Below are 19,653 nucleotides of genomic sequence, written 5' to 3'. Positions count from 1 at the left end.
CTTCGAAGGCCGCGATCAGATCGCGAGCGCGGTCAGCTCTGCGATGCGGACGCGTAGCCGCTCCAGTTCGCCGCCCGGCGCCGCCGCCGGTTCCTGGATGTCGGCGGGCACAGCGTCCGACGGCGCGGCCGTGGGGAGGATGATTTCGTCGTCGCCCAGAACGATGCCCCGGTTGTTGAGCGCGGGACTGAACTTCATCACCGTCAGCCTGCTGACCGGTCCTGCGCACAAACGTTCGATCGCCGCCGTCAGCTCGTCCGGCTGGATGAGCGGCGCCTGCGCTCCGACCACCGCGCCCCGCTCTCCCTCGGTGGGTGCGTTGTTGAAGCAGTAGCCCAGGTTCAGCACCTTGCCTTCAGCTCCGTAGTCGCGTTGCACCGTCAGTGCGAACGCGTCGAGGAACGTGCAGGCGGCCGCGTAGTTCGCCTGCTTGATGGCTTTGAGGTAGGAGTTGATCGAGGACAGGAACAGTGCGAAGTCGAGCGATTCACCGCCGAACACCTGCATGCACCGGACGCTCGCGTCGACCTTGGAGCGCAGCACGTCCTCGAACTGCGCCTCGCTCATCCGGGCCAGGCTCTCCCCCGAGAACACGAGGCCCGAGTGGATGACGCCGTGCACCGCGCCGAACCGTCGTACGATCTCGTCCTTCGCCGCGCGCAGGGAAGCGAGGTCGGTGGCGTCGCACCGCAGGTACAGCGGGGCGGGCCCGTCCGCGCCGGTCGCCCGAGCGATGGCGGCTTCGACCCGCGCGTCCTGCGGCCTGCGTCCGAGCCACACCACCTGGGCGCGGTACCGGCGGACCAGGTACTCGCTGATGACCGAGCCGAGGCCGCCCGCCCCGCCGATGATGACGTACGTGCCGCCCTGCCGCAGCCGGGACGACGTCGGCGAGGCCGGCTGAACGGTCATCAGCCGCTGCCCGTGCCACCGGCCGTCGCGGTGGATACGCAGGTTGCCGTCCGGGTCTGCGGCCAGGTCGAGCACCGCGGCGAGAGAAGGCACGTCGTAGTCCTCGACGTCCGCCACCCGCACCCGCCAGTTGGGGTACTCCTTCGCGGTCGACCCCGCGAGGCCGGCGACACCGGCGTGCGCCGGGTCGACGGCCTCGGCTTCATGGACGGCGTGCGCGCGCTCGGTGATCAGGGTCAGGCCCAGTGAGCGATCGCCGTACCCTGCGGCCAGAAGTGCTTTCACCGTGCGGAAGGCGTGCAGCGAGCCGCCTGCCTGGCCCTCGACGACGCTCGCACCGGACCGGTCGTCCACGGCGCCGGGCGCCACCCAGATCAGATGGTCGAGTTCCGGGACCGACCGGAGGGACGCCTCCAGGTCGTCGTGCGTACGCTGCGACGGGTCCGCGACCACGTGCGCGCCGGGAAAGCGCGCGATGAGAACGTCCCGCGCCTGCCCTGGGGACGCGATGATGCCCACTGATGCGGAACTCTGCGGCCACGTAGCGGATTCCGTCTGCTGTACGGGATCCCACACCGGCACCAGTGTGGTGACGCCGTCCGCCGGGTCCAGCGTCTGCTCGGCACTCGCCGGGTCCGGCGTCTGCTCGGTTCGACGGCCTGCGATGCCTCGCAGACGCAGGCACACGGTGCCGTCGTCGGTCGCGAGGTCGATGTCGATCCGAGGCGCGCCGCGCGCGTCCTCGGCACGGCGGATCAGGGCCCACATGGTGGTCGCGCCGGGGGCGAGGACTTCCACCGACTTGATGGTGAACACCAAACCGACCCGACTGTCGCCGTCGCCGTCGAGCAGTCGCATGCACTGCATCGCCGCGTCCACCAGCGCCGGGTGCGGGAGGGGACCGTCCACGGTTCCCGACGCCGCGCCGGGCAGCCGCAGTTCGGCGAGCACCGCGTTGTCGCCGCGGTGCACCGCCACGACCCCCTGGAACGTGGGGCCGTAGGCGATGCCGCGATCCCGCCACTCGGCGTAGAACCGCAGGGGGTCGAATTCGGTGGGCCGGAAATCCCGGAGCAGCGCGGGCAGATCGAGCGCCTGCGCAGCCGTCGGCTCCGCGCCGGACACCCCGCCCTGGCAATGGAGGACGGGCTCGTCTCCGGCGGACTCCGTGGAGGACACCGTGAACCGGGTGACGTCGCCGTCCGCGCGAAGATCCACCCGCAGTGAGCGCGGCACCCCCGACACCGAGAGGGGTCGCAGGAAGACGATGTCGTGCAGGCGAACCGCGTCGCTCGCGGTCCGCCTCGCCGCTGCTGCGGCCCACTGCAGATACATGGACCCCGGGGCGATCCCGGTTCCCCGCACCTGATGTTCACGCAGGTAGAACTCGTCGCCTGTGAGGACTTCCGCATCGCGCAGCGGCCCGTCGTCCGCCGTCGCGCGGTTCGGCAGCGCATAGCGTTCCCGCTCGAAGGGGTAGCCGGGCAGCGGAACGCGGCGGTAGCGGCTGTCGCGGAACAACTCGGCGAAATCCGGTGCGTCACCGTCGAGGAACTGCTGGGCGAGTGCCCGCAGCCCGGAGTCCGCGCTCCGCGCCGGAATGTCCTGCCCGGAGAGCCAGGCAGTGCACCGGCTCTCCAGTTCTGCGATATCCCGGACCACGCTCGCCCATCGGTGCCGCAGGTGCCTGCGGCCGAGCAGAAGTGTGTGGCTCACGTCGCCGAGATCGAGGTCCGGGTGCTCGCGGCAGTGGCGCGCGAGCCGGGCCACCTGTTCGCGTAAGGCGTCCTCCGTTGCCGCCGACAGAGCGATCAACCGGGCCCCGTCCTGCCTGCTCCGCGGCGGCGTGGGCGGCTCCGACGGCTGCTCGATGACCGCGTGGGCGTTGGTTCCGCTCGCGCCGAGCGACGTGACCGCGGCGCGCCGCCTGCCGCCTTCGGGCACGGCCCACCGCCTCGGCTCCGTGTGCACGAAGAACGGGCTGCCCGCCAACGTGACGCTGGAGTTCGTCTCCGTGTGGTGGGGCAGACCGGGGAGCACCTCGTGCCTCATCGCCAGCAGTGTCTTGATGACGCCGATCACGCCGGCCGCGGCCTGCGCATGGCCGATGGAGGCCTTGGTCGAGCCGAGCGAGCAGAACCGTTCGGCGTCAGTGAAGCCGCGGAACGCGCGGTCGAGCGCCCGGAATTCCACCGGATCGCCGAGCTTGGTTCCGGTGCCGTGTGCCTCGACCAACCCGATCCCCGCGGGATCGATGGCGAAGTCCTGATAGATCTGCCGGATCAGCCGTTCCTGCGAGGTCCCGTTCGGCGCGGCGATCCCGTTCGTCGTGCCGTTGTGGTTGATCCCGATTCCACGGATCACGCCGTGGATGTGGTCGCCGTCCGCCTCAGCGTCCGACAGCCGTTTGAGGATCAGCGCACCGACTCCTTCGGCGGGCACGAATCCGTCGGCCGCCTGGTCGAACGCACGGCACCGCCCCGTCGGGGAGAGCATCCCGGCCCGCGACGCCGCCAGATACAGCCGCGGCGAGTTCTGGACGTAGACCCCGCCCGCGATCGCCGTGGTGACCTCGCCCGCCCACAGCGCCTGACACGCCAGGTAGAGGGAGACCAAGGAGCTGGAGCAGGCGGTGTCGACCGCGATCGCCGGCCCGTGCAGGTCCAGGTAGTACGCGATGCGGGACGGCACGAGCGAGTTCATGTTGCCCCACAGCGCCTGGCCCGGGTAGTCGGACGGCCCCGTCAGATCCAGGTAGTCGCCAGCGGCGCAGCCCACGTAGATACCGCACCGGTCGCGGTCGAGCGACTCGCCCGCGTGGCCCGCGTCCTCGAGCGCCCGCCACGCCTCCTGGAGGAACAGCCGCTGCTGCGGCTCCATGTAGAGGGCCTCCGCTCCGGAGATCCCGAAGAAGAGCGGGTCGAACTCTTCGACGCCGTCCAGGAGGCCGCCGTCCAGGCAGACGCTGCCCAGCGACGCGAGGTCCCAGCGGTCCACCTTCGAAACGGCATCCCGCCCGGAAGCCAACAGGTCCCAGAACTCGTCGGCATCCCGGGCGCCCGGGAACCGGCCGCTCATGCCGACGATCGCGACGGGCTCCCGGCCACCGCCCGACGGCTCGGACACGGTGGACGGCCCGGGTACGGCGGCCGCCTCACGGACCGCTGACGGCCCGGGTACGGCGGACAGTTCGGGTACGGCGGTCGCCTCGGGTACGGCTGACGGCTCGGGTACCGCAGCCACGATGGCGGCGCCCTCCTCGTCGACGATGAAACTCGTCAGCCGCCTGATCGACGGGTTCTCGAACAGCACGCTCGGATCGAGGTCGGTGCTCAGCGACTCGTTGAGCCGGTGCACCAGGGAGACGCCGGTGAGCGAGTCCAGTCCGTAGTCGGCGAAGGGCTTTTCGGCCGCGAGATCGTCCGCAGTCAGCTTCAGCGTTTCGGAGAGGATCCGCTCGACGGTCGCGCGGACGTGCTCCTGCAGCGAACCGGGCGCGGCAGTCCGGGGCTCCCTGCGCGGGACGGGCGAACCGGCGCGCGCCAGCAACACCTGCTGGCCCAGCTCGCGGGCGGGCTCCGCCAGCGGTTCAACCGTGTCGAACCCGCACTCCCGCAACACTTCGCGCCACGCGTCCGGGGACAGCGCCGGTCCGCCCTGGATGCGCCTTCCGTCCGTGAACCGCCACCACCCGTCGAGGAGCCCGAAGGTCAGGTGCGACCACCAGTCGTTCCGGGCGAGTTCGTTGAGTACGAGGACTCCGCCGGGCCGCAGCAGTGCTCTGGCATGACGCACCGCCTGCACGATGTCCTTGGTGGCGTGCAGGACGTTGTTGGCGATGACGATGTCGTAGTCGCCCGTGGCAAGTCCCTGTGCGCCGGGCTCCCGCTCCACGTCGAAGGCCGTGAAGGACACGTTCGGCACGTGGTCGGCGAACCGCCGCTCCGCGTCGATCAGGAACGCCTTCGAAACGTCGGTATAGCGGTACTCGGCGAGGTCGCGGCCCTTCAGTTGGGCGAAAACGCGCTCGCTGGTGCTGCCGGTGCCCGCCCCGATCTCCAGCAGCCGGATCCCGTCGCGGCGGGCGTCCGCCTCCGCGCGCACCGCGCCGGCCGTCACGTCGTTGAAGTAGTCGGCCGTCGCGTTCCCCCGGTACGCCGGTTCGACCAGCTCGAACGAGCCGCCCGGGAACATGACCGCCGTGGCCTTCGTCCGCCCGGACAGGATCGCGGGCAAGGCCTCGATCATGCGCTCGGTCAGACCGGTCTTGGCCGCCAGCTCCGGATCGTCGGCACGGACGTCCTTCCACGCACGCCAGGCGCGCCACGCCTGTTCGAGGCCCGGCGCACTCTTCCTGGGCGCCACGAACTCGCCCTCACGTACGAGTTCTCCGTGGCTCAGCAGCACGGTCACCGTGTGGTCGAGCCACTGGGCGAAGGACGGTGTGGTCCTCTGCCCGATCAGGTCGCGACGGACGGGCGCGTCGAAGAGTCCCGCCGCCACGAGCTGTGCGAGCACGAGCGGGCGCGAGAGGCTGTCCATCTCTTCTGTGGCGGACATGCGACCGGCCAGGAACGTCTCGACACTCTCGGGCCCGGCCGCGGCCACGAGCAACGATGCCGCGTCGAGCGGGCCGGTGGCCCGGGGAGCTGACATGGCGTCGGGCGGGGCGGTGGCCCGGGACTCCGGCACCGCCTCGGCAGCCGGCCAGTAGCGTTTCGCAGCGAACGGATAGGTCGGCAGGCTCACCCGCACCGGTGGATTCGCGCCGTGGCAGACGTGCCACTCGATGTCGACGCCGTTGACCCACAGGGGCGCGATCCTGTCCCACTCCCCGCGTTCGAGCCATCCGGCGACCAGGTCCCGCAGCTCCCCGGGGCGATCGAAGAGGCCGAGCAGCATGTCCTCGGGCCGTCGGGCGGTACCTTCGAACACCGCTCCGCGCGCCCCGCGCCCGACGTAGTCCTGAAGGGTTGCGATCAGCCCGTCGACGTCGTTCGCGACGAAGACCACGCGTTCGGCCATCGCCCGCCGCCCGACCTGCAACGTGTACGCGAGCGAGGCCAGATCGCCGTGCGCGTCCCGGTAGCCCGGCAGGAACTCCAGAAGCTGCCGCGCGAGGACGCCGAGCCGCTCCCCGTCGCGGGCCGAGAGGACCACCGCTTGGGGGCCGGGGCGTCCGGCGGACCGCGCGCCGGTCGGCGCCTGTTCCAGTACCGCGTGCGCGTTGGTACCGCCGATGCCGAAGGAGCTCAGTCCCGCCCGCGCGGGCTCGTCGCCGTCCAGCGGCAGATTCCGGTCGGCCACGAAGAACGGCGACCCGTCCCAGTCGATCTCCGTGCTCGGCACGTCGCTGTGCAGGGTCCGCGGAACCTCGCCGTGCTGCAGGGCCAGGGCCACCTTGATGAGGCCTGCGATCCCCGCGGCCGCGTCCAGGTGGCCGATGTTGCTCTTGACCGAGCCGATGCCGCAGTACTGGCTGCGTGCCGTGTAGTGGCGGTACGCCTCGGTCAGAGCCGCGACCTCGATGGGATCGCCGAGCCGGGTGCCCGTGCCGTGCGCTTCGACGTAGCTGATCGTCGACGGGTCCGTGCCCGCCTTGTCCAGCGCCTTGCGGATCACCTCGACCTGGCCGCGCACACTCGGCGCGTAGAACCCTGCTTTGTCGCCGCCGTCGTTGTTCACCGCGATGCCGCGGATCAGGCAGTAGATGTGGTCGCCGGCGGCGATCGCCTCACGGGCGCGCTTGAGGACGACCACGCCGACGCCTTCACCGCCGGACATGCCGTCGGCGCCGTCGGCGAACGCGCGACTGCGCCCGTCGCTCGAGAAGTTCAGGCCCGGCTGGTGCACGTATCCCAGTTCCCCCGCGGAGAACAGGCTGGCCGCGCCGACGATCGCCTGGTCCACGTCGCCGGCCAGGAGTCCCTGACAGGCGACGTGCACCGCGTTCAGCGCCGAGGAGCAGTTGGTGCTCACCGCCATGCTGGGGCCACGCAGGCCCAGCTTCGTGGAGATCATGGTGGGCACCGTGCCGCCTTGGGCGAACAGCCATGCGGCGTACGTCTCCGAGTTCGCCAGGACCCGCGGGCCCGACGCGTTCGCCATCAGAGCGGGGAGCAGGGCCTGGTAGAAGTTCGTGCTCGTGGACGTGGTGACGCTGGTCCCGGGAACGTCCTCCGGGCGGTAGCCGGCGTCCTCCAATGCCTGCCACGCGTGCTGCAACAGCAAGCGCGCCTGTGGGTCCATGAACTCGGCGTCGCGGGGCGAGATATCGAAGAACGCCGCGTCGAACTCCGCCCTGCCGTCCACGACCGACCGCTGCGGCACGTACCCGGGTCGGGTGATCAGCTCCTCCGGCACCCCGAGCGTACGCAGTTCCTCGGCCGACCATGACGTGGAGCCGCTGCGTCCTTCCGCGAGCGCGGACCAGAAGGCGCGGTGGTCCATGGCTCCCGGGAACCGGCAGGAGATGCCGATCACCGCGATCGCATCATCGAGCGAGGCGTCGTCGGCCGCCGGAGTGGCGGGGCGCGGATCAGGGTGCTGCTCGGGCTCGACCGACCGCACCGCAGGTGCCTGCCCAGCAACTGCCTGTCCAGCGGGCAACAGCCCCGTCAGGTGCCGGGCCATCGCCGCGACGGACGGGTGCGCGAAAAGGCTGGTGGGTCGCAACGAGCAGCCGAACTCGCGGTTGATCCGCTCCACCACCTCGATGGCCGCGAACGAGTCACCGCCGATGTCGAAGAAGCCCGCGGCGCGATCGATATCACGCGAGCCGAGCACCTCTTCGAGAATCCCGCGCACGGTCCGCTCGATGTCGAGCGCGGCCGCCGGGCTGTCGGCGGCCGGCAGCGGCACCGTCCGGGCGGTCTCGGTCAGCTTCGCCCGGTCGACCTTGCCGTGCGCCGTGAGCGGAAAGTCGTCCAGGGCCACGAATGCGGCGGGCAGCATGTAGGCGGGGAGGGTCTTGGCGAGTTCCGCGCGCAGCAGTGCGGCGTCGACCGGCCCGTCCCCGTTCCCGGTGTAGTAGGCCGTGAGCCTGTCCGACAGGCCGGCATGGTCGAGCAGGACGACGCTTCGGCCGATCTCCGGGTGGGCATCGAGCACCGCCTCGATCTCACCGGGTTCGATGCGATGGCCGCGCAGTTTGACCTGGTTGTCCATCCGGCCCAGGACGACGATCTCGCCGTTCGGCAGTCGGCGCGCGCGGTCGCCGGTCCGGTACAGCCGTCCGGGCGCGAACGGGTTGTCCAGGAAGCGCTCGACCGTCAACTCCGGCTTCCGGTGGTAGCCCAGGGCCACCCCGTCGCCTGCGATGTGAAGCTCGCCGGTCACACCGACAGGAAGGGGACTCAGGTTCTGGTCGAGGACGTACAGCTGGGTGTTGGCGATGGGGCTGCCGATGGTCACCGGCTCCTCACGGCGCAGCCGCTTGGCCGCCGACCAGATGGTCGTCTCCGTCGGCCCGTACAGGTTCCAGGCCTCGCCGCGCGCCACGAGTTGGTCCTTGAGGCCGTCGGGTAATGCCTCGCCGCCGCACAACACCTTGACGCCCTCGGTGTTCTGCCACCCGACGCGCACCAGCATGGCCCAGGTCGCCGGAGTGGCCTGCATGATGGTGGGCCGCCAGTCGGCGACCTTTTCGGCCAGCAGCGTGGCATCGGCGACCGTGGCCGATTCACCGATGCAGACCTGGCCGCCGGTGATCAGCGGGAGGTAGAGCTCCAGGGCGGCGATGTCGAAGCTGTGCGTGGTGACGGCCAGCAGCCGATCGTCGGACGTCACTCCCAGCGTGTTCGCCATGGCCAGGAGGAAATTGGTCAGCGCCGTGTGCGGGACGACGACGCCCTTGGGCTTACCCGTGCTGCCCGATGTGTAGATGATGTAGGCGGCCGGCGGTGTCGAGGCTCGCGAGTCCGGCGCGTCGGCGGTCGTCTCCGCCGCCGCTGCCCGTGCCTGGCCGGCCTGATCATCCTGGCGGTCCGTCGCGTACAGTCTCGCCTTCGGTGTCCCCACGGCGGCCAGCCTGTCCATCACCGCCTCATGGCAGATGATGAGTTGCGCGCCGCTGTCCTCGACCATGTAGGAGAGGCGTTCGGCCGGCAGTCGGTCGTCCAGGGGCAGGTACACCGCGCCGAGCCTCATGACGGCGAGGAGGGCCACGACGAGGTCGAGTGACCGTTCGTAGCAGACCCCTACGACGTCCCCGGGGCCGACGCCTTGACGCGTCAGCGCCTGTGCCAGCGCCGAGCTGCGGTCCGCGAGTTCGCGATAGGTGAGAGTCGGCTGCCCGCAGGTGACCGCCGGGGCATCCGGGTTCGCCTCCACCTGCTGCGCGAAGAGATCCCAGCACGTCCGTTGCGCGGGAAAGTCGGCCTCGGTGCGGTTCCATGCCTCGATGACGAGGCGCCGTTCCTCGTCGTCGAGCAGGTTCAGCATGCCGATCGGCGACTGCCCGTCCGAGTCGAGGATGCTGTCCACCAGGGTGGCGAAGTGTTCAGCCATACCCGCGACGGCGTCGGCCGAGAAGGCATCGGGGTGGTACTTCCAGTTCACCAGGAACCCGTCACCGGGAGCCACGTCCACCGTGAGGTCGTACTCACCAAGCTGGTACAGCCCGTCGACGAGCTCGAAGTCCGTCTCGCCGGTGGTGCGGGCCCGCTCGCCCAGGTATCCGGAGAGAGCGGAATCCTGGTAGTTGTACACGATCTGATAGAGCGGCGAACGCGGATTCACGCCCCGGGCACCGAGATCGCCCACGATCCGGTGGAACGGGTAGGCCCCGTGCTCCAGTACTTCGAGCACCGTGGACCGGACGCGCCGGGCGAACGACGTGAACTCCTCGGTGGTGTTCGGCCTGCTCCGTACGGGCAGTGTGTTGACGAAGCAGCCGACGACCGGCTCGAAGTGTTCCGTGGGGCGCCCGGCCACCGGCATCCCGACGACGAGGTCCTCGCTTCCGGTGTACCGGTGCAGCAGAGTCAGGAAGGCCGCCAGGAAGAAGATCCCCGGGCTGATGTCGTGTGAAGCGGCGAAGGCCGCGATGGCGGCGGCCTGCTCTTTCGGCAGCCGGCTGGTGTGCACCTCGCCCACATGAGGCGCGTCCGGCGGCAAGGCCACCTGCGAGGGCAACCCTGTGAGGACGTCCGCGCCGGCGAGCTCCCGCACCCAGAACTCGCGGTCCTCCTCGGCACGTTCGCCGGCGAGTGCGTTCCGCTCCCACGCGACGAACTCACCGAATGAGGCGGAGCCCACCTCGATCGGCACGTCCCGCCCCTCGACCCGCGCCCGGTACGAACGGAACAACGTGTCGATGACGAGACGCCCCGACACTCCATCGATCACGAGGTGATGAACGACCAGCAGAACGTACGCCTCGGACGCTGAGCGACGCAGGACAGCCAGTCTGGCCAAGGGGCCACCGGCCAGGTCGAACGGCCGCCTCGCCCTTTCCTTCAAAAGGTTCAGCACTCGACCGGACGGCACATCGGAGATGTCCACGTGCTCGACGGAGAAGCCGTCCGCATCTCCGTGGGACAGCCGCGGCCCGTCATCCGTCTCGCGCACCGCGGCCGAGAGAAGCGGATGCCTGGAAAGCGTGTCGCGGAATGCGGCCTGAAGCGCCGCAGTGTCCACGTCCGCAAACGAGAAGCACACGGGAACGTTGTACGCATACGTCTCCGGCTCCATCTTGGCCAGTGCCCACAGGCCGCGCTGTCCCTCGGACAGAGGAATGTCCACGCGTTTGTCGAGCTCGGCCAGAACCTCCGTCGTCGACATCTCGCCGTCGGCATACCTGCGGGCGAGCGCGCGAAGATTCATGACGATCAGTATGGCCCGCGGACCGTTGCGTGTTCGCACGTCTGTTCCGCTGTGAGGTACATCACTTATACATGTCGGCCAGCGCGGAGTACATGGTATAGGCCACTGCCGCGCGTCGAGTTACCGCCGCACCCGAGGCATCCCCAGCCCGATCCACGAGATGATCTCGCGCTGGATCTCGTTGTTGCCGCCGCCGAAGGTGAAGATGACCGCCGACCGGTAGCCGCGCTCCAGTTCGCCGTGGAGTACCGCGCCGGCGGAGCCCTCCTTCAGCGGGCCCGCCGAGCCGACGATCTCCATCAGCCAGGCGTAGGCGTCGCGGCGGGCCTCGGAGCCGTAGACCTTGACCGCCGAGGCGTCCTGGGGGGTGAGGGTGGCGTCCTGGAGGGCTGAGACCATCTGCCAGTTGAGCAGCTTCATGGCGTCCAGGCGGGTGTGGGTGCGGGCGAGCAGGGTGCGGACCCAGGCGAGGTCGATGACGCGACGGCCGTCGGTGAGCTTGGTGTCGGCGGCCCAGCGCTGGACGTTGTGGAGGGCGCGTACGGCCATGGTGCCGTGGGCGGCGAGGGTGACGCGCTCGTAGTTGAGCTGGTTGGTGATGAGCCGCCAGCCCTTGTTCTCCTCGCCGACGCGGTGGGTGAGGGGGACGCGGACGTTCTCGTAGTAGCTGGCCGTGGTGTCGTGCGAGGCGAGCGTGTTGATCAGGGTGCAGGAGTAGCCGGGGTCGCTCGTGGGGACCAGGAGCATGGTGATGCCCTTGTGCGGCGGGGCCCCGGGGTCGGTGCGCACGGCGAGCCAGACCCAGTCGGCGGTGTCGCCGTTGGTGGTCCAGATCTTCTGGCCGTTGACGATGTACGTGTCCCCGTCGCGGACCGCACGGGTCTTGAGGGCGGCGAGGTCGGTGCCCGCGTCCGGTTCGCTGTAGCCGATCGCGAAGTCGATCTCCCCGGCGAGGATCTTCGGCAGGAAGTACGTCTTCTGCTGGTCGGTGCCGAACTGCATGATCGTGGGCCCGACCGTGTTCAGCGCCATCAGCGGCAGCGGCACGCCGGCCTGGGCGGCCTCGTCGAAGAAGATGAACTGTTCCATCGGGGTCAGCCCCCGGCCGCCGTACTCCTTCGGCCAGCCGACGCCCAGCCAGCCGTCGGTGCCCAGCCGGCGGATCGTCTCGCGGTAGAAGCGCTTCTGCGAGGCGGGTTCCGCGTAGCGGGCGTAGGCGTTGTCGGGGACCAGACCGGCGAAGTAGGTGCGCAGTTCGGTACGCAACTGCTGTTGCTCAGGCGTGTATTCGAGGTGCACGGCCCCTCCAGAGTCTCGCGTCTGCGTCGCCCGTGTGCGGCGGCGCACACAGTAGAACGTGTTGCAAGAATCTGGAAGGGCCGGGGACGCCGCGGTTCGCCGTCAGCGCTTGACTGCGCGCAGGACCACGAACTTCGCATCGCCCGCGACCGTGGTGCAGTTGCCGAAGATCCGGCGCAGGTGGGTGTGGTACGAGAGGTGCCGGTTGCCCACCACCCAGAGTTCGCCGCCCTGCCGCAGCGCGGTACGCGCGCCGACGAACATCGTGCGGGCGGTGGCGTCGGTGGTCGCCATGTGGGAGTGGAACGGCGGGTTGTTGAGCACCAGGTCCATGCTGCCGGGGGCGAGGCCGGAGAGTCCGTCGCCGACCAGGAAGTCCGCCTTGGCACCCGACGGTGCGCCCAGGCGGAACGTCTCTTCGGCGGAGGCCACGGCCCCGTAGGACTCGTCGACGAAGGTGACGTGCGCGTCGGGGTTGGCGAGCGCCGCGGAGAGACCGAGCACGCCGTTGCCGCAGCCCAGGTCGGCGACCTTGACGGATCCGCCGCGGGTGGGCAGGTGCTTCAGGAAGAAGCGGGTGCCGACGTCCAGGCGCTCGGCGCAGAAGATCCCGGCGTGGTTGACGGTGGTACGCCCGGAGGCGGGACCGACGTCGGCGGGGAGCTCGTAGCGGTACGGCCACGGGCTCGGCGTACGCGGCAGCTCGGGGTCGGGGGTGCTGAAGATGAGCCGCGCCTTGCGCACCGCGAGGGAGGTGCGGGTCGGCCCGATGATCCGCTCGAAGAGCTTGAGGGTGGAGGTGTGGATCTCCTTGACCATGCCGGTGCCGATGACCACCGTGCCGGCGTGGAGCGCGGGGGCGATCCGCTGGAGCTGGTCCTCCAGGAAGGCCAGTGACTTGGGCACCCGGACCAGCAGCACGTCGATCCGGTCCGGCGGGGTGTCGCGCGAGGACAGCAGCGTCACGGAGTCCGGGTCCAGACCGTTGCGGTCCAGGTTGGCCTGGGTCGCGCGCCGGGCCAGGTAGGAGTCGCTGATCTGGACGGGCCGGTGGGCGGCCAGCGCGGTGGCCAGGGCTCCCCACCGGTCCCCCACGACGGCGACCGTGCCCGCGAGGTCGACGGGCCCGGTCTCGGGGTCCGTCAGCTGCCGGAGCAGGTATTCGTCGGCGGCGTCCCATGCCCGGAAGGGATCGCTCGGGTGCTCGGGGAAGCGGGCAAGCTCGAAAGCGCCCTGTGAGGTCGTCAAACGGTTCATATGTCACTCAGGCTAACCGAGGGAACCGGGGGCGCCCCACACGCTCCCCGGCCCCCCGGTCGTATCGCCCCGGCGCCCGGTCCCCGGGGGCGGTCGCCGGGCACGCCCCGGGGGCCCCGCGGCAGGGCCGCGGACTCCGTCAGGGAAGCTGCTTGTCGAGGGCGGCGCGCCCCTCCTCGGCCAGCTTGCGCCGCGCCCATTCCAGGCTCTCGGGGTTCAGATCGCGCCCGGAGGCGAGCACCAGGTCCTCCGCGCTCGGCCTGTCGCTCGCGCCCGTGTGCAGAAGCCGGTCGGGGGTGATGCCCCGCACCTCGGGCGCGGCCGCGGATACGGATTCGGGGTCTTCGCTCATGCCGCCTCCTCCTGGTCCTTGCGGCAATTCTCGCGCCGCACGGGCCGGGCCGCATCCGAGGGGTCCCGGACCCGGCGGGCCACCCGGGAGGGTGAACCGGTCATTGAGCCGTACGAGGAGTGGGCAGAACCGGAACGTCGTTTCTCACCTCTTGAGGCGGTGCCCATGCTCCACGGCGTCGACGTCAGCGCCTATCAGCCCTCCTACGACACGGACGGTCTCGACTTCGTCTTCATCAAGTCCACCGAGGGCCGCACCTATGTCAATCCACGTCTCGACGCCCAGGTGAAACGGGCCCGGGACGCCGAGTGCGTCGTCGGCTTCTACCACTTCCTGTGGCCGGGGGACGTGAAGGACCAGGTCACGTACTTCCTGAGCAAAACCCCGGAGAAGGAAGGCGATCTGCTCGCCGTCGACTGGGAGCAGACCGGCGGCGGGACGCGCGCGAGCAGCGCGGACAAGGACCGCTTCCTGCGCGCGGTGAAACGGGAGCGGCCCGGCCACCGGGTCCTCCTCTACTGCAACCGGGCCTTCTGGCGCACCCACGACACCAGCGGCTACGCGGGCGACGGGCTGTGGATCGCCGATTACGTCGCCGCGGGCAAGCCCCGGATCGAGGCCTCCTGGCGGATCCACCAGTACACCGACGACCCCCTCGACCGGAACGTCGCCGACTTCGGCTCGGTCCAGGCCCTGCGCGACTGGGCAACCGCCGGGTAGCGGCCCGCACCGCCGGGCCGGGGCCCGCGTCCCGGCCCGGCGGTCCAGGGTCCGGCGAACCTCAATCTTGACCTGCACATGATAGGTACACAGCGTTCACACGTGGGCCACTGTGCGTGTGGAAGGCTCCCCCGTACCACACATCACCCGGCCACCCCGACCGGCGCCCCCACCCAGGGCCGGTGTCGCGGTGCCCGTGTTTCGAGAGGACACCCCACATGTCCCGTCGCCATACGTTCTACGCGCGTCCACTGCTGGCCACCGCGGCCGCCGTCGCCGTCCTCGCGGGCACCGCCGCAGCGGCGCCCGCCGACACCCCGCCCGACCGTCCCGCCACCCTCGCCGCCGCGCTCGACGACACGTACTACCAGGACGCCCTCGGCAAGACCGGCACCGAGCTCAAGAGCGCCCTGCACACGATCATCAGCGACCAGACCAAGCTCTCCTACAGCCAGGTGTGGGACGCGCTCAAGGCCACCGACGAGGACCCCGCCAACTCCTCCAACGTGATCCTCCTCTACACCGGGCGCTCCCAGTCCAAGAACGACAACGGCGGCAACGCCGACCAGTGGAACCGTGAGCACGTCTGGGCCAAGTCGCACGGCGACTTCGGTACGGCCACGGGCCCGGGCACCGACGTCCACCATCTGCGCCCCGAGGACGTCTCGGTCAACTCCTCCCGCGGCAACAAGGACTTCGACAACGGCGGCAGCCAGCTGGGCGAGGCGCCCGGCAACTACACCGACGGCGACTCCTTCGAGCCGCGTGACGCGGTCAAGGGCGACGTCGCCCGGATGATCCTCTACATGGCGGTGCGCTACGAGGGGACCGACTCCTTCGCCGACCTCGAACCCAACGACCAGGTGAACAACGGCTCCGCCCCGAAGATGGGCAAGCTGTCCGTGCTGAAGCAGTGGAGCCAGGAAGACCCGCCGGACGCCTTCGAGAAGCGCCGTAACGACGTGATATTCGAGCAGTTCCAGCACAACCGGAACCCGTTCATCGACCACCCCGAGTGGGTCGGGGCCATCTGGTAGCCCCGGTCCCGGCTCAGCCCTCCCCGGCCAGGGCCCGCGCGCTCCCTTCCACGGCGGCTTCGCGCGTGGCGTAGCGCGGCAGGTCCTGGCCGGTGCCCTCCTGCACGACGTCCGGCGGGCCCAGCAGATCGTGCGGGTCGACGATCGCCGCGCGCCGGCCGTCGGCGGCGAGCCGGGCGAGACCGGTGTGCAGCATCCCCAGGGCGACGGGGTCGACGGCGGTGACGTCGTGCAGGTCGAGCACGACGGCACTGTCCTGGTCCGGCCCCGACTCGTCCAGGGCGTACAGCACGCGCTCGGCGGCCGTGAAGTCGATGGCGCCCTGCGCGGCGACCACGCCGACCTTCTCGTGCAGGACCCTCTCGTGGTCGGACGAGGGCGCGGACGGCAGGTCGTCGGCGGTGGTGACGAGGCTGACGGTGGATCCGGGCAGCGCGGGGTTGAGCATCAGGTGGAGCCCGTACCGCTCCGAGAGCGCCCGGAGCGCCGCCTGGCCGCGCACCGAATTGCCTGCGGTGTCCAGCGGCGGGCTGTAGGTGGCGACGCCGAAGCGGGCGGGGCCGACCGCGATGAGTCCGCCGGACACCCCGCTCTTGGCGGGCAGCCCGACCCGCAGCAGCCACTCCCCCGAACCGTCGTACATCCCGCAGGTGGCCATCACGGCGAGCACCTGGGCGGCGACCTCCGACGAGACGACCTGCTCGCGCGTGACCGGGTTGAGCCCCCCGTACGCGAGGGTCGCGGCCATCGTGGCGAGGTCGAGGGCGGTGACGCGCACCGCGCACTGGCGGAAGTACCGGTCCACCGCCAGAACCGGGTCGACGGGCATGGTGCCGGTGGCGCGGATCAGATAGGCGAGCGCCCGGTTGCGGTCACCGGTCATCGACTCCGAGGTGAACACCTCCTCGTCCACGTCCAGTTCACGCCCGGCGAAGCGGCCGAGGCAGCGCAGGATGCGTTCGAAGGCGGGTTCGCCGGGGGTGTCGGGGATCAGGGCGGTGGTGACGATGGCCCCGGCGTTGACCATCGCGTTGGCCGGCCGGCCGGTGCCGGGTTCGAGGCTGATGGCGTTGAACGCGTCGCCGCTCGGCTCGGCGCCCACCCACCGGCTCACCTCGTCCAGGCCGAGAACGGAGAGCGCGAGGGCGTAGATGAACGGTTTGGAGACGGACTGGATGGTGAAGGGGACATCGGCCTCGCCCGCGCTGTAGCTGTGCCCGTCCATGCTGACCAGGGCCAGCCCGAAGGCGTCCGGGTCGGCGAGGCCCAGCTGCGGGATGTAGTCGGCCGGGCGGCCACCGGGCGCGTCGCCGAATTCGGCGCGCATCCTGTTGAGCGAGTCGGTCACCGCGTCGGCGGCGCTCATCCGCGTCGCCCCTCAGCCGCGGCGGGGACGAGGACGCGGGCTCGGAGCGGAGAGGGTTTCGCTTTCACGGACGGTCCGTCCAATCGGAGGGGAGAAGAAGCGGGAAGCGGTGGCGGCGGTCTCACGCGGTCGTGTCGTCGCCGAAGATCTCGCGGAGCCTGGCCTCGCGCTCGGTGTCCAGGTTGCTGTGGAGCAGCTCGGCGCCGCCACCGGGCAGTTCGGCGCCGATCCGGCCGGGCACCTCGTCCCGGGTGAGCAGGAACAGCGCCGAGGTTCCCGGCGTCACCTTCTCCTTGATCTCGGCGATGAAGTCGTCGTCGATGCCGACATCGGCCAGCTTGCCGCCGAGCGCCCCGGCCGCCGCTCCGATGGCCGCCCCGAGCAGCGGCATCAGGAAGATCAGCCCGAAGAGCATCCCCCAGAAGGTGCCGCTGAGAGCGCCCGCGCCGACGAGGTTGAGGAGCTGTTTCGTCCGGGGCTTCGCCCGGTCTGCGGGCCAGCTGACCACCGCCGCGTCGAGGATCTTGATCAGCCCTTCCTTCTGGAAGGACTTCAGCGCCTCCTCGACGTCCTCCGCGCCCTCGGCCGTCCGGAACTTCCACACCGTGAGCGTGGACATCGCGCACCTCCCGCAGCCAGTGATCACCAACTCGCTCATATTAGGATCAAAAGGTATGAATTGACTCGTTGACGTATCCGCCTCATACGCATCCGCTTCCTACGGGAGCGGGTGAAAGCCCTGGGAGGGAACGATGGACACGGACGCCCTGACCGCCGGCCTGTTGCGGGAGCTGCGGGCGACCCGGCCCTATCCGGCCCTGTCCCTGACCATGCCGACCCACCGCACGGCCCCGGACAACGCCCAGGACCCCGTGCGGCTGCGCAACCTGGTGGCGGAGGCGGGCCACCGCCTGGACGCCGATCCGCAGGTGAGCCGGGAGACGGCCGCCGCCATCAGGGCCGAGCTGGACCGGGCCGTCGACGAGGTGGACCCGCGCCGGGCCCTGGACTCGCTGGTCGTCCTGGCCACGGCCGACGAACACCTGATCTGGCAGCTTCCGCGCACCGCGCCGGAACGGGTGGTGCTCAGCGACAGCTACCTCACCCGCAACCTCGTCGCCGCGAAGGCCCAGGCGCGGCCGTACTGGGCGCTCACCGTCGCCGCCGACCACGCCACCCTGTGGAACGGCACGGACGGCTCCATCGAGGTGCGGGAGCTGGGCGGCTTCCCGCTGACCGCGCCGAAGGAGGCGCCTAACCCGCAGCGCGAGGAGCGGATCGGGGACACCCCGAGCACGTTCACCTACGAGGACACGCGGAACTTCTTCCGTACCGTCGACCAGAAGCTGCGTGCCGTGCTGTCCGCCGATCCGCGTCCGCTGTACGTGATGGGACTGCCGCCCGCCCTCGCCCTGCTGGACGAGGTCGGCGAGAGCTCGAAGGGGGCCGTCGGACGTGTCGCCAAGGGGGCCCCGGCCGACCTTCCGCCCGCCGATGTCCTCAAAGAGCTGCGGCCCGCGCTGGAGGAAGGGGCCCGGCAGGCCACCGCCGACGTCGGGACCCGTCTCGACGACGCCCGCAGCGCCCACACGTTCGCCGGCGGGCTCGACGAGGTGTGGGCCGCCGTCCGGGAGGGCCGGGTGGGGCTGGTCGCGGTGGAGGAGCACTTCCAGACGACCGTGCGGGTGACCGACGGACACCTGGAGCCGGTCCCCGAGGGGACCACGCAGTCGGAGGACCAGCAGGTCCGCGAGGACATCGTGGACGAGCTGATCGAGGCGGCGCTGGACGGCGGGGCCGATGTGGTGTTCGTCGAGGACGACTCGCTGGCCGGGCACGGGCGGATCGCGGCGGCGCTGCGGTTCTGAGTCTCTGTGCGCAGCCGTACGAGGGCGCCCGGCATACCCCGCCGAGGCGCCCTCAGCCGATCCGCCGCACCGGCTCCCCGTCGAGGAACGCCCGGATGTTCTCGACGGCCTGGCCGTAGTACGTCGCGTAGTTGGCGCGGGAGACGTACCCCAGGTGCGGGGTGGCCAGCAGCCGCGGGGCGGTGCGCATCGGGTGGCCGGCCGGGAGGGGCTCGACGTCGAACACGTCGAGCCCGGCCCCCGCGATGGTCCCGGCGTGCAGGGCCGCGAGCAGGGCGTCCTGGTCGACGATGGCGGCCCGGGAGGTGTTGACCAGGTAGGCGGTGGGGCGCATCCGGGCGAGCTCGGCGGCGCCGATCAGGCCCCGGGTGCGATCGCTCAGCGCCAGGTGTACGGAGACGAAGTCACCGGCCTCCAGCAGCTCCTCCTTGGACGCGGCCAGCGCGGTGCCGACCTCCTGGGTGCGTTCCTCCGTGAGGTTCTGGCTCCAGGCCACCACCTCCATACCGAAGGCCCGGCCCACCTGGGCGACTCGGCTGCCGATCTTCCCCAGGCCCAGCAGGCCGAGCGTGCGGCCGTGCAGGTCGGCGCCCACGGTGGACTGCCAGGGCCCGTCCGCACGGAGGCCGTTGGCCTCGGGAACGATGGAGCGGGCGAGGCCGAGCAGCAGGGCCCAGGTGAGTTCGACGGGCGGGGTGGAGGAGCTGGCGGTGCCGCAGACGGTGACGCCGTGCCGCTCGGCGGCGGCGAAGTCGATCACGGAGTTGCGCATGCCGGAGGCGATCAGGAGCCGGAGCCGGGGCAGGCGGGCGAACACCTCCGCCGGGAACGGGACCCGTTCGCGCAGGGTGACGACGATGTCGAACTCCGCGAGGGCGGCGGCCACTTCCTCCGTCGAGCCCAGGTGCTCGGTAAAGGTGACGACGTCCACGTCGGCGGTGACGGACGACCAGTCGGCGACGGTGGTGGCGGCGGACTGGAAGTCCTCGATCACGGCGCAGCGCAGCTTCATGTGGG

10 protein-coding genes are annotated in these 19,653 nt (G+C 70.6%); 3 read left to right on the top strand and 7 right to left on the bottom strand.

The window, feature by feature from the left end; all coding sequences use genetic code 11:
- Window positions 1-15: 15 nt before the first annotated feature.
- From IE264_RS16685 to IE264_RS16670, 4 genes are all read right to left on the bottom strand, one after another.
- Window positions 16-10,737 (bottom strand): non-ribosomal peptide synthetase, encoded by a 10,722-nt coding sequence (locus IE264_RS16685; protein WP_032754945.1) that lies wholly within the window; start codon window positions 10,735-10,737, stop codon window positions 16-18.
- A 120-nt stretch (window positions 10,738-10,857) separates the two neighbouring features.
- Window positions 10,858-12,036, bottom strand: a complete 1,179-nt coding sequence (locus IE264_RS16680) for an acyl-CoA dehydrogenase family protein (protein ID WP_032754437.1) — start codon at window positions 12,034-12,036, stop codon at window positions 10,858-10,860.
- A 102-nt stretch (window positions 12,037-12,138) separates the two neighbouring features.
- Window positions 12,139-13,293: a methyltransferase gene (locus IE264_RS16675; RefSeq protein WP_032754435.1), complete on the bottom strand. Its 1,155-nt coding sequence runs from the start codon at window positions 13,291-13,293 to the stop codon at window positions 12,139-12,141.
- 139 nt (window positions 13,294-13,432) lie between these two features.
- Window positions 13,433-13,645, bottom strand: coding sequence for a hypothetical protein (locus IE264_RS16670; RefSeq protein ID WP_015606725.1), 213 nt, complete (start codon window positions 13,643-13,645; stop codon window positions 13,433-13,435).
- Window positions 13,646-13,810: 165 nt separating this feature from the next.
- On the opposite strand from IE264_RS16670, the gene IE264_RS16665 reads away from it, so the two are divergent.
- Both IE264_RS16665 and IE264_RS16660 read left to right on the top strand, forming a co-directional pair.
- Window positions 13,811-14,365, top strand: a complete 555-nt coding sequence (locus IE264_RS16665; RefSeq protein WP_032754433.1) for a GH25 family lysozyme — start codon at window positions 13,811-13,813, stop codon at window positions 14,363-14,365.
- A gap of 218 nt (window positions 14,366-14,583) precedes the next feature.
- Complete coding sequence (locus tag IE264_RS16660; protein ID WP_015606727.1) at window positions 14,584-15,402, top strand: endonuclease I family protein; 819 nt, start codon at window positions 14,584-14,586, stop codon at window positions 15,400-15,402.
- 13 nt (window positions 15,403-15,415) lie between these two features.
- On the opposite strand, the gene glsA is transcribed toward IE264_RS16660, so the two are convergent.
- Both glsA and IE264_RS16650 read right to left on the bottom strand, forming a co-directional pair.
- Window positions 15,416-16,768, bottom strand: coding sequence for a glutaminase A (gene glsA / locus IE264_RS16655; RefSeq protein ID WP_032754431.1), 1,353 nt, complete (start codon window positions 16,766-16,768; stop codon window positions 15,416-15,418).
- A 121-nt stretch (window positions 16,769-16,889) separates the two neighbouring features.
- Window positions 16,890-17,387, bottom strand: a complete 498-nt coding sequence (locus IE264_RS16650; protein WP_031126625.1) for a DUF1269 domain-containing protein — start codon at window positions 17,385-17,387, stop codon at window positions 16,890-16,892.
- A gap of 133 nt (window positions 17,388-17,520) precedes the next feature.
- On the opposite strand from IE264_RS16650, the gene IE264_RS16645 reads away from it, so the two are divergent.
- Window positions 17,521-18,636, top strand: a complete 1,116-nt coding sequence (locus IE264_RS16645; protein ID WP_032754429.1) for a baeRF3 domain-containing protein — start codon at window positions 17,521-17,523, stop codon at window positions 18,634-18,636.
- Between the two features lie 52 nt (window positions 18,637-18,688).
- Here IE264_RS16645 and IE264_RS16640 read toward each other — a convergent pair whose 3' ends face one another.
- A complete protein-coding gene (locus tag IE264_RS16640) occupies window positions 18,689-19,648 on the bottom strand; it encodes a D-2-hydroxyacid dehydrogenase family protein (RefSeq protein WP_032754427.1) in 960 nt (319 codons plus the stop codon).
- Between the last annotated feature and the right edge of the window lie 5 nt (window positions 19,649-19,653).

Source organism: Streptomyces microflavus (assembly GCF_014650075.1).
GTDB classification, from domain to species: Bacteria; Actinomycetota; Actinomycetes; order Streptomycetales; family Streptomycetaceae; genus Streptomyces; species Streptomyces microflavus.
This window is presented reverse-complemented; position numbering and strand designations above follow the sequence as displayed.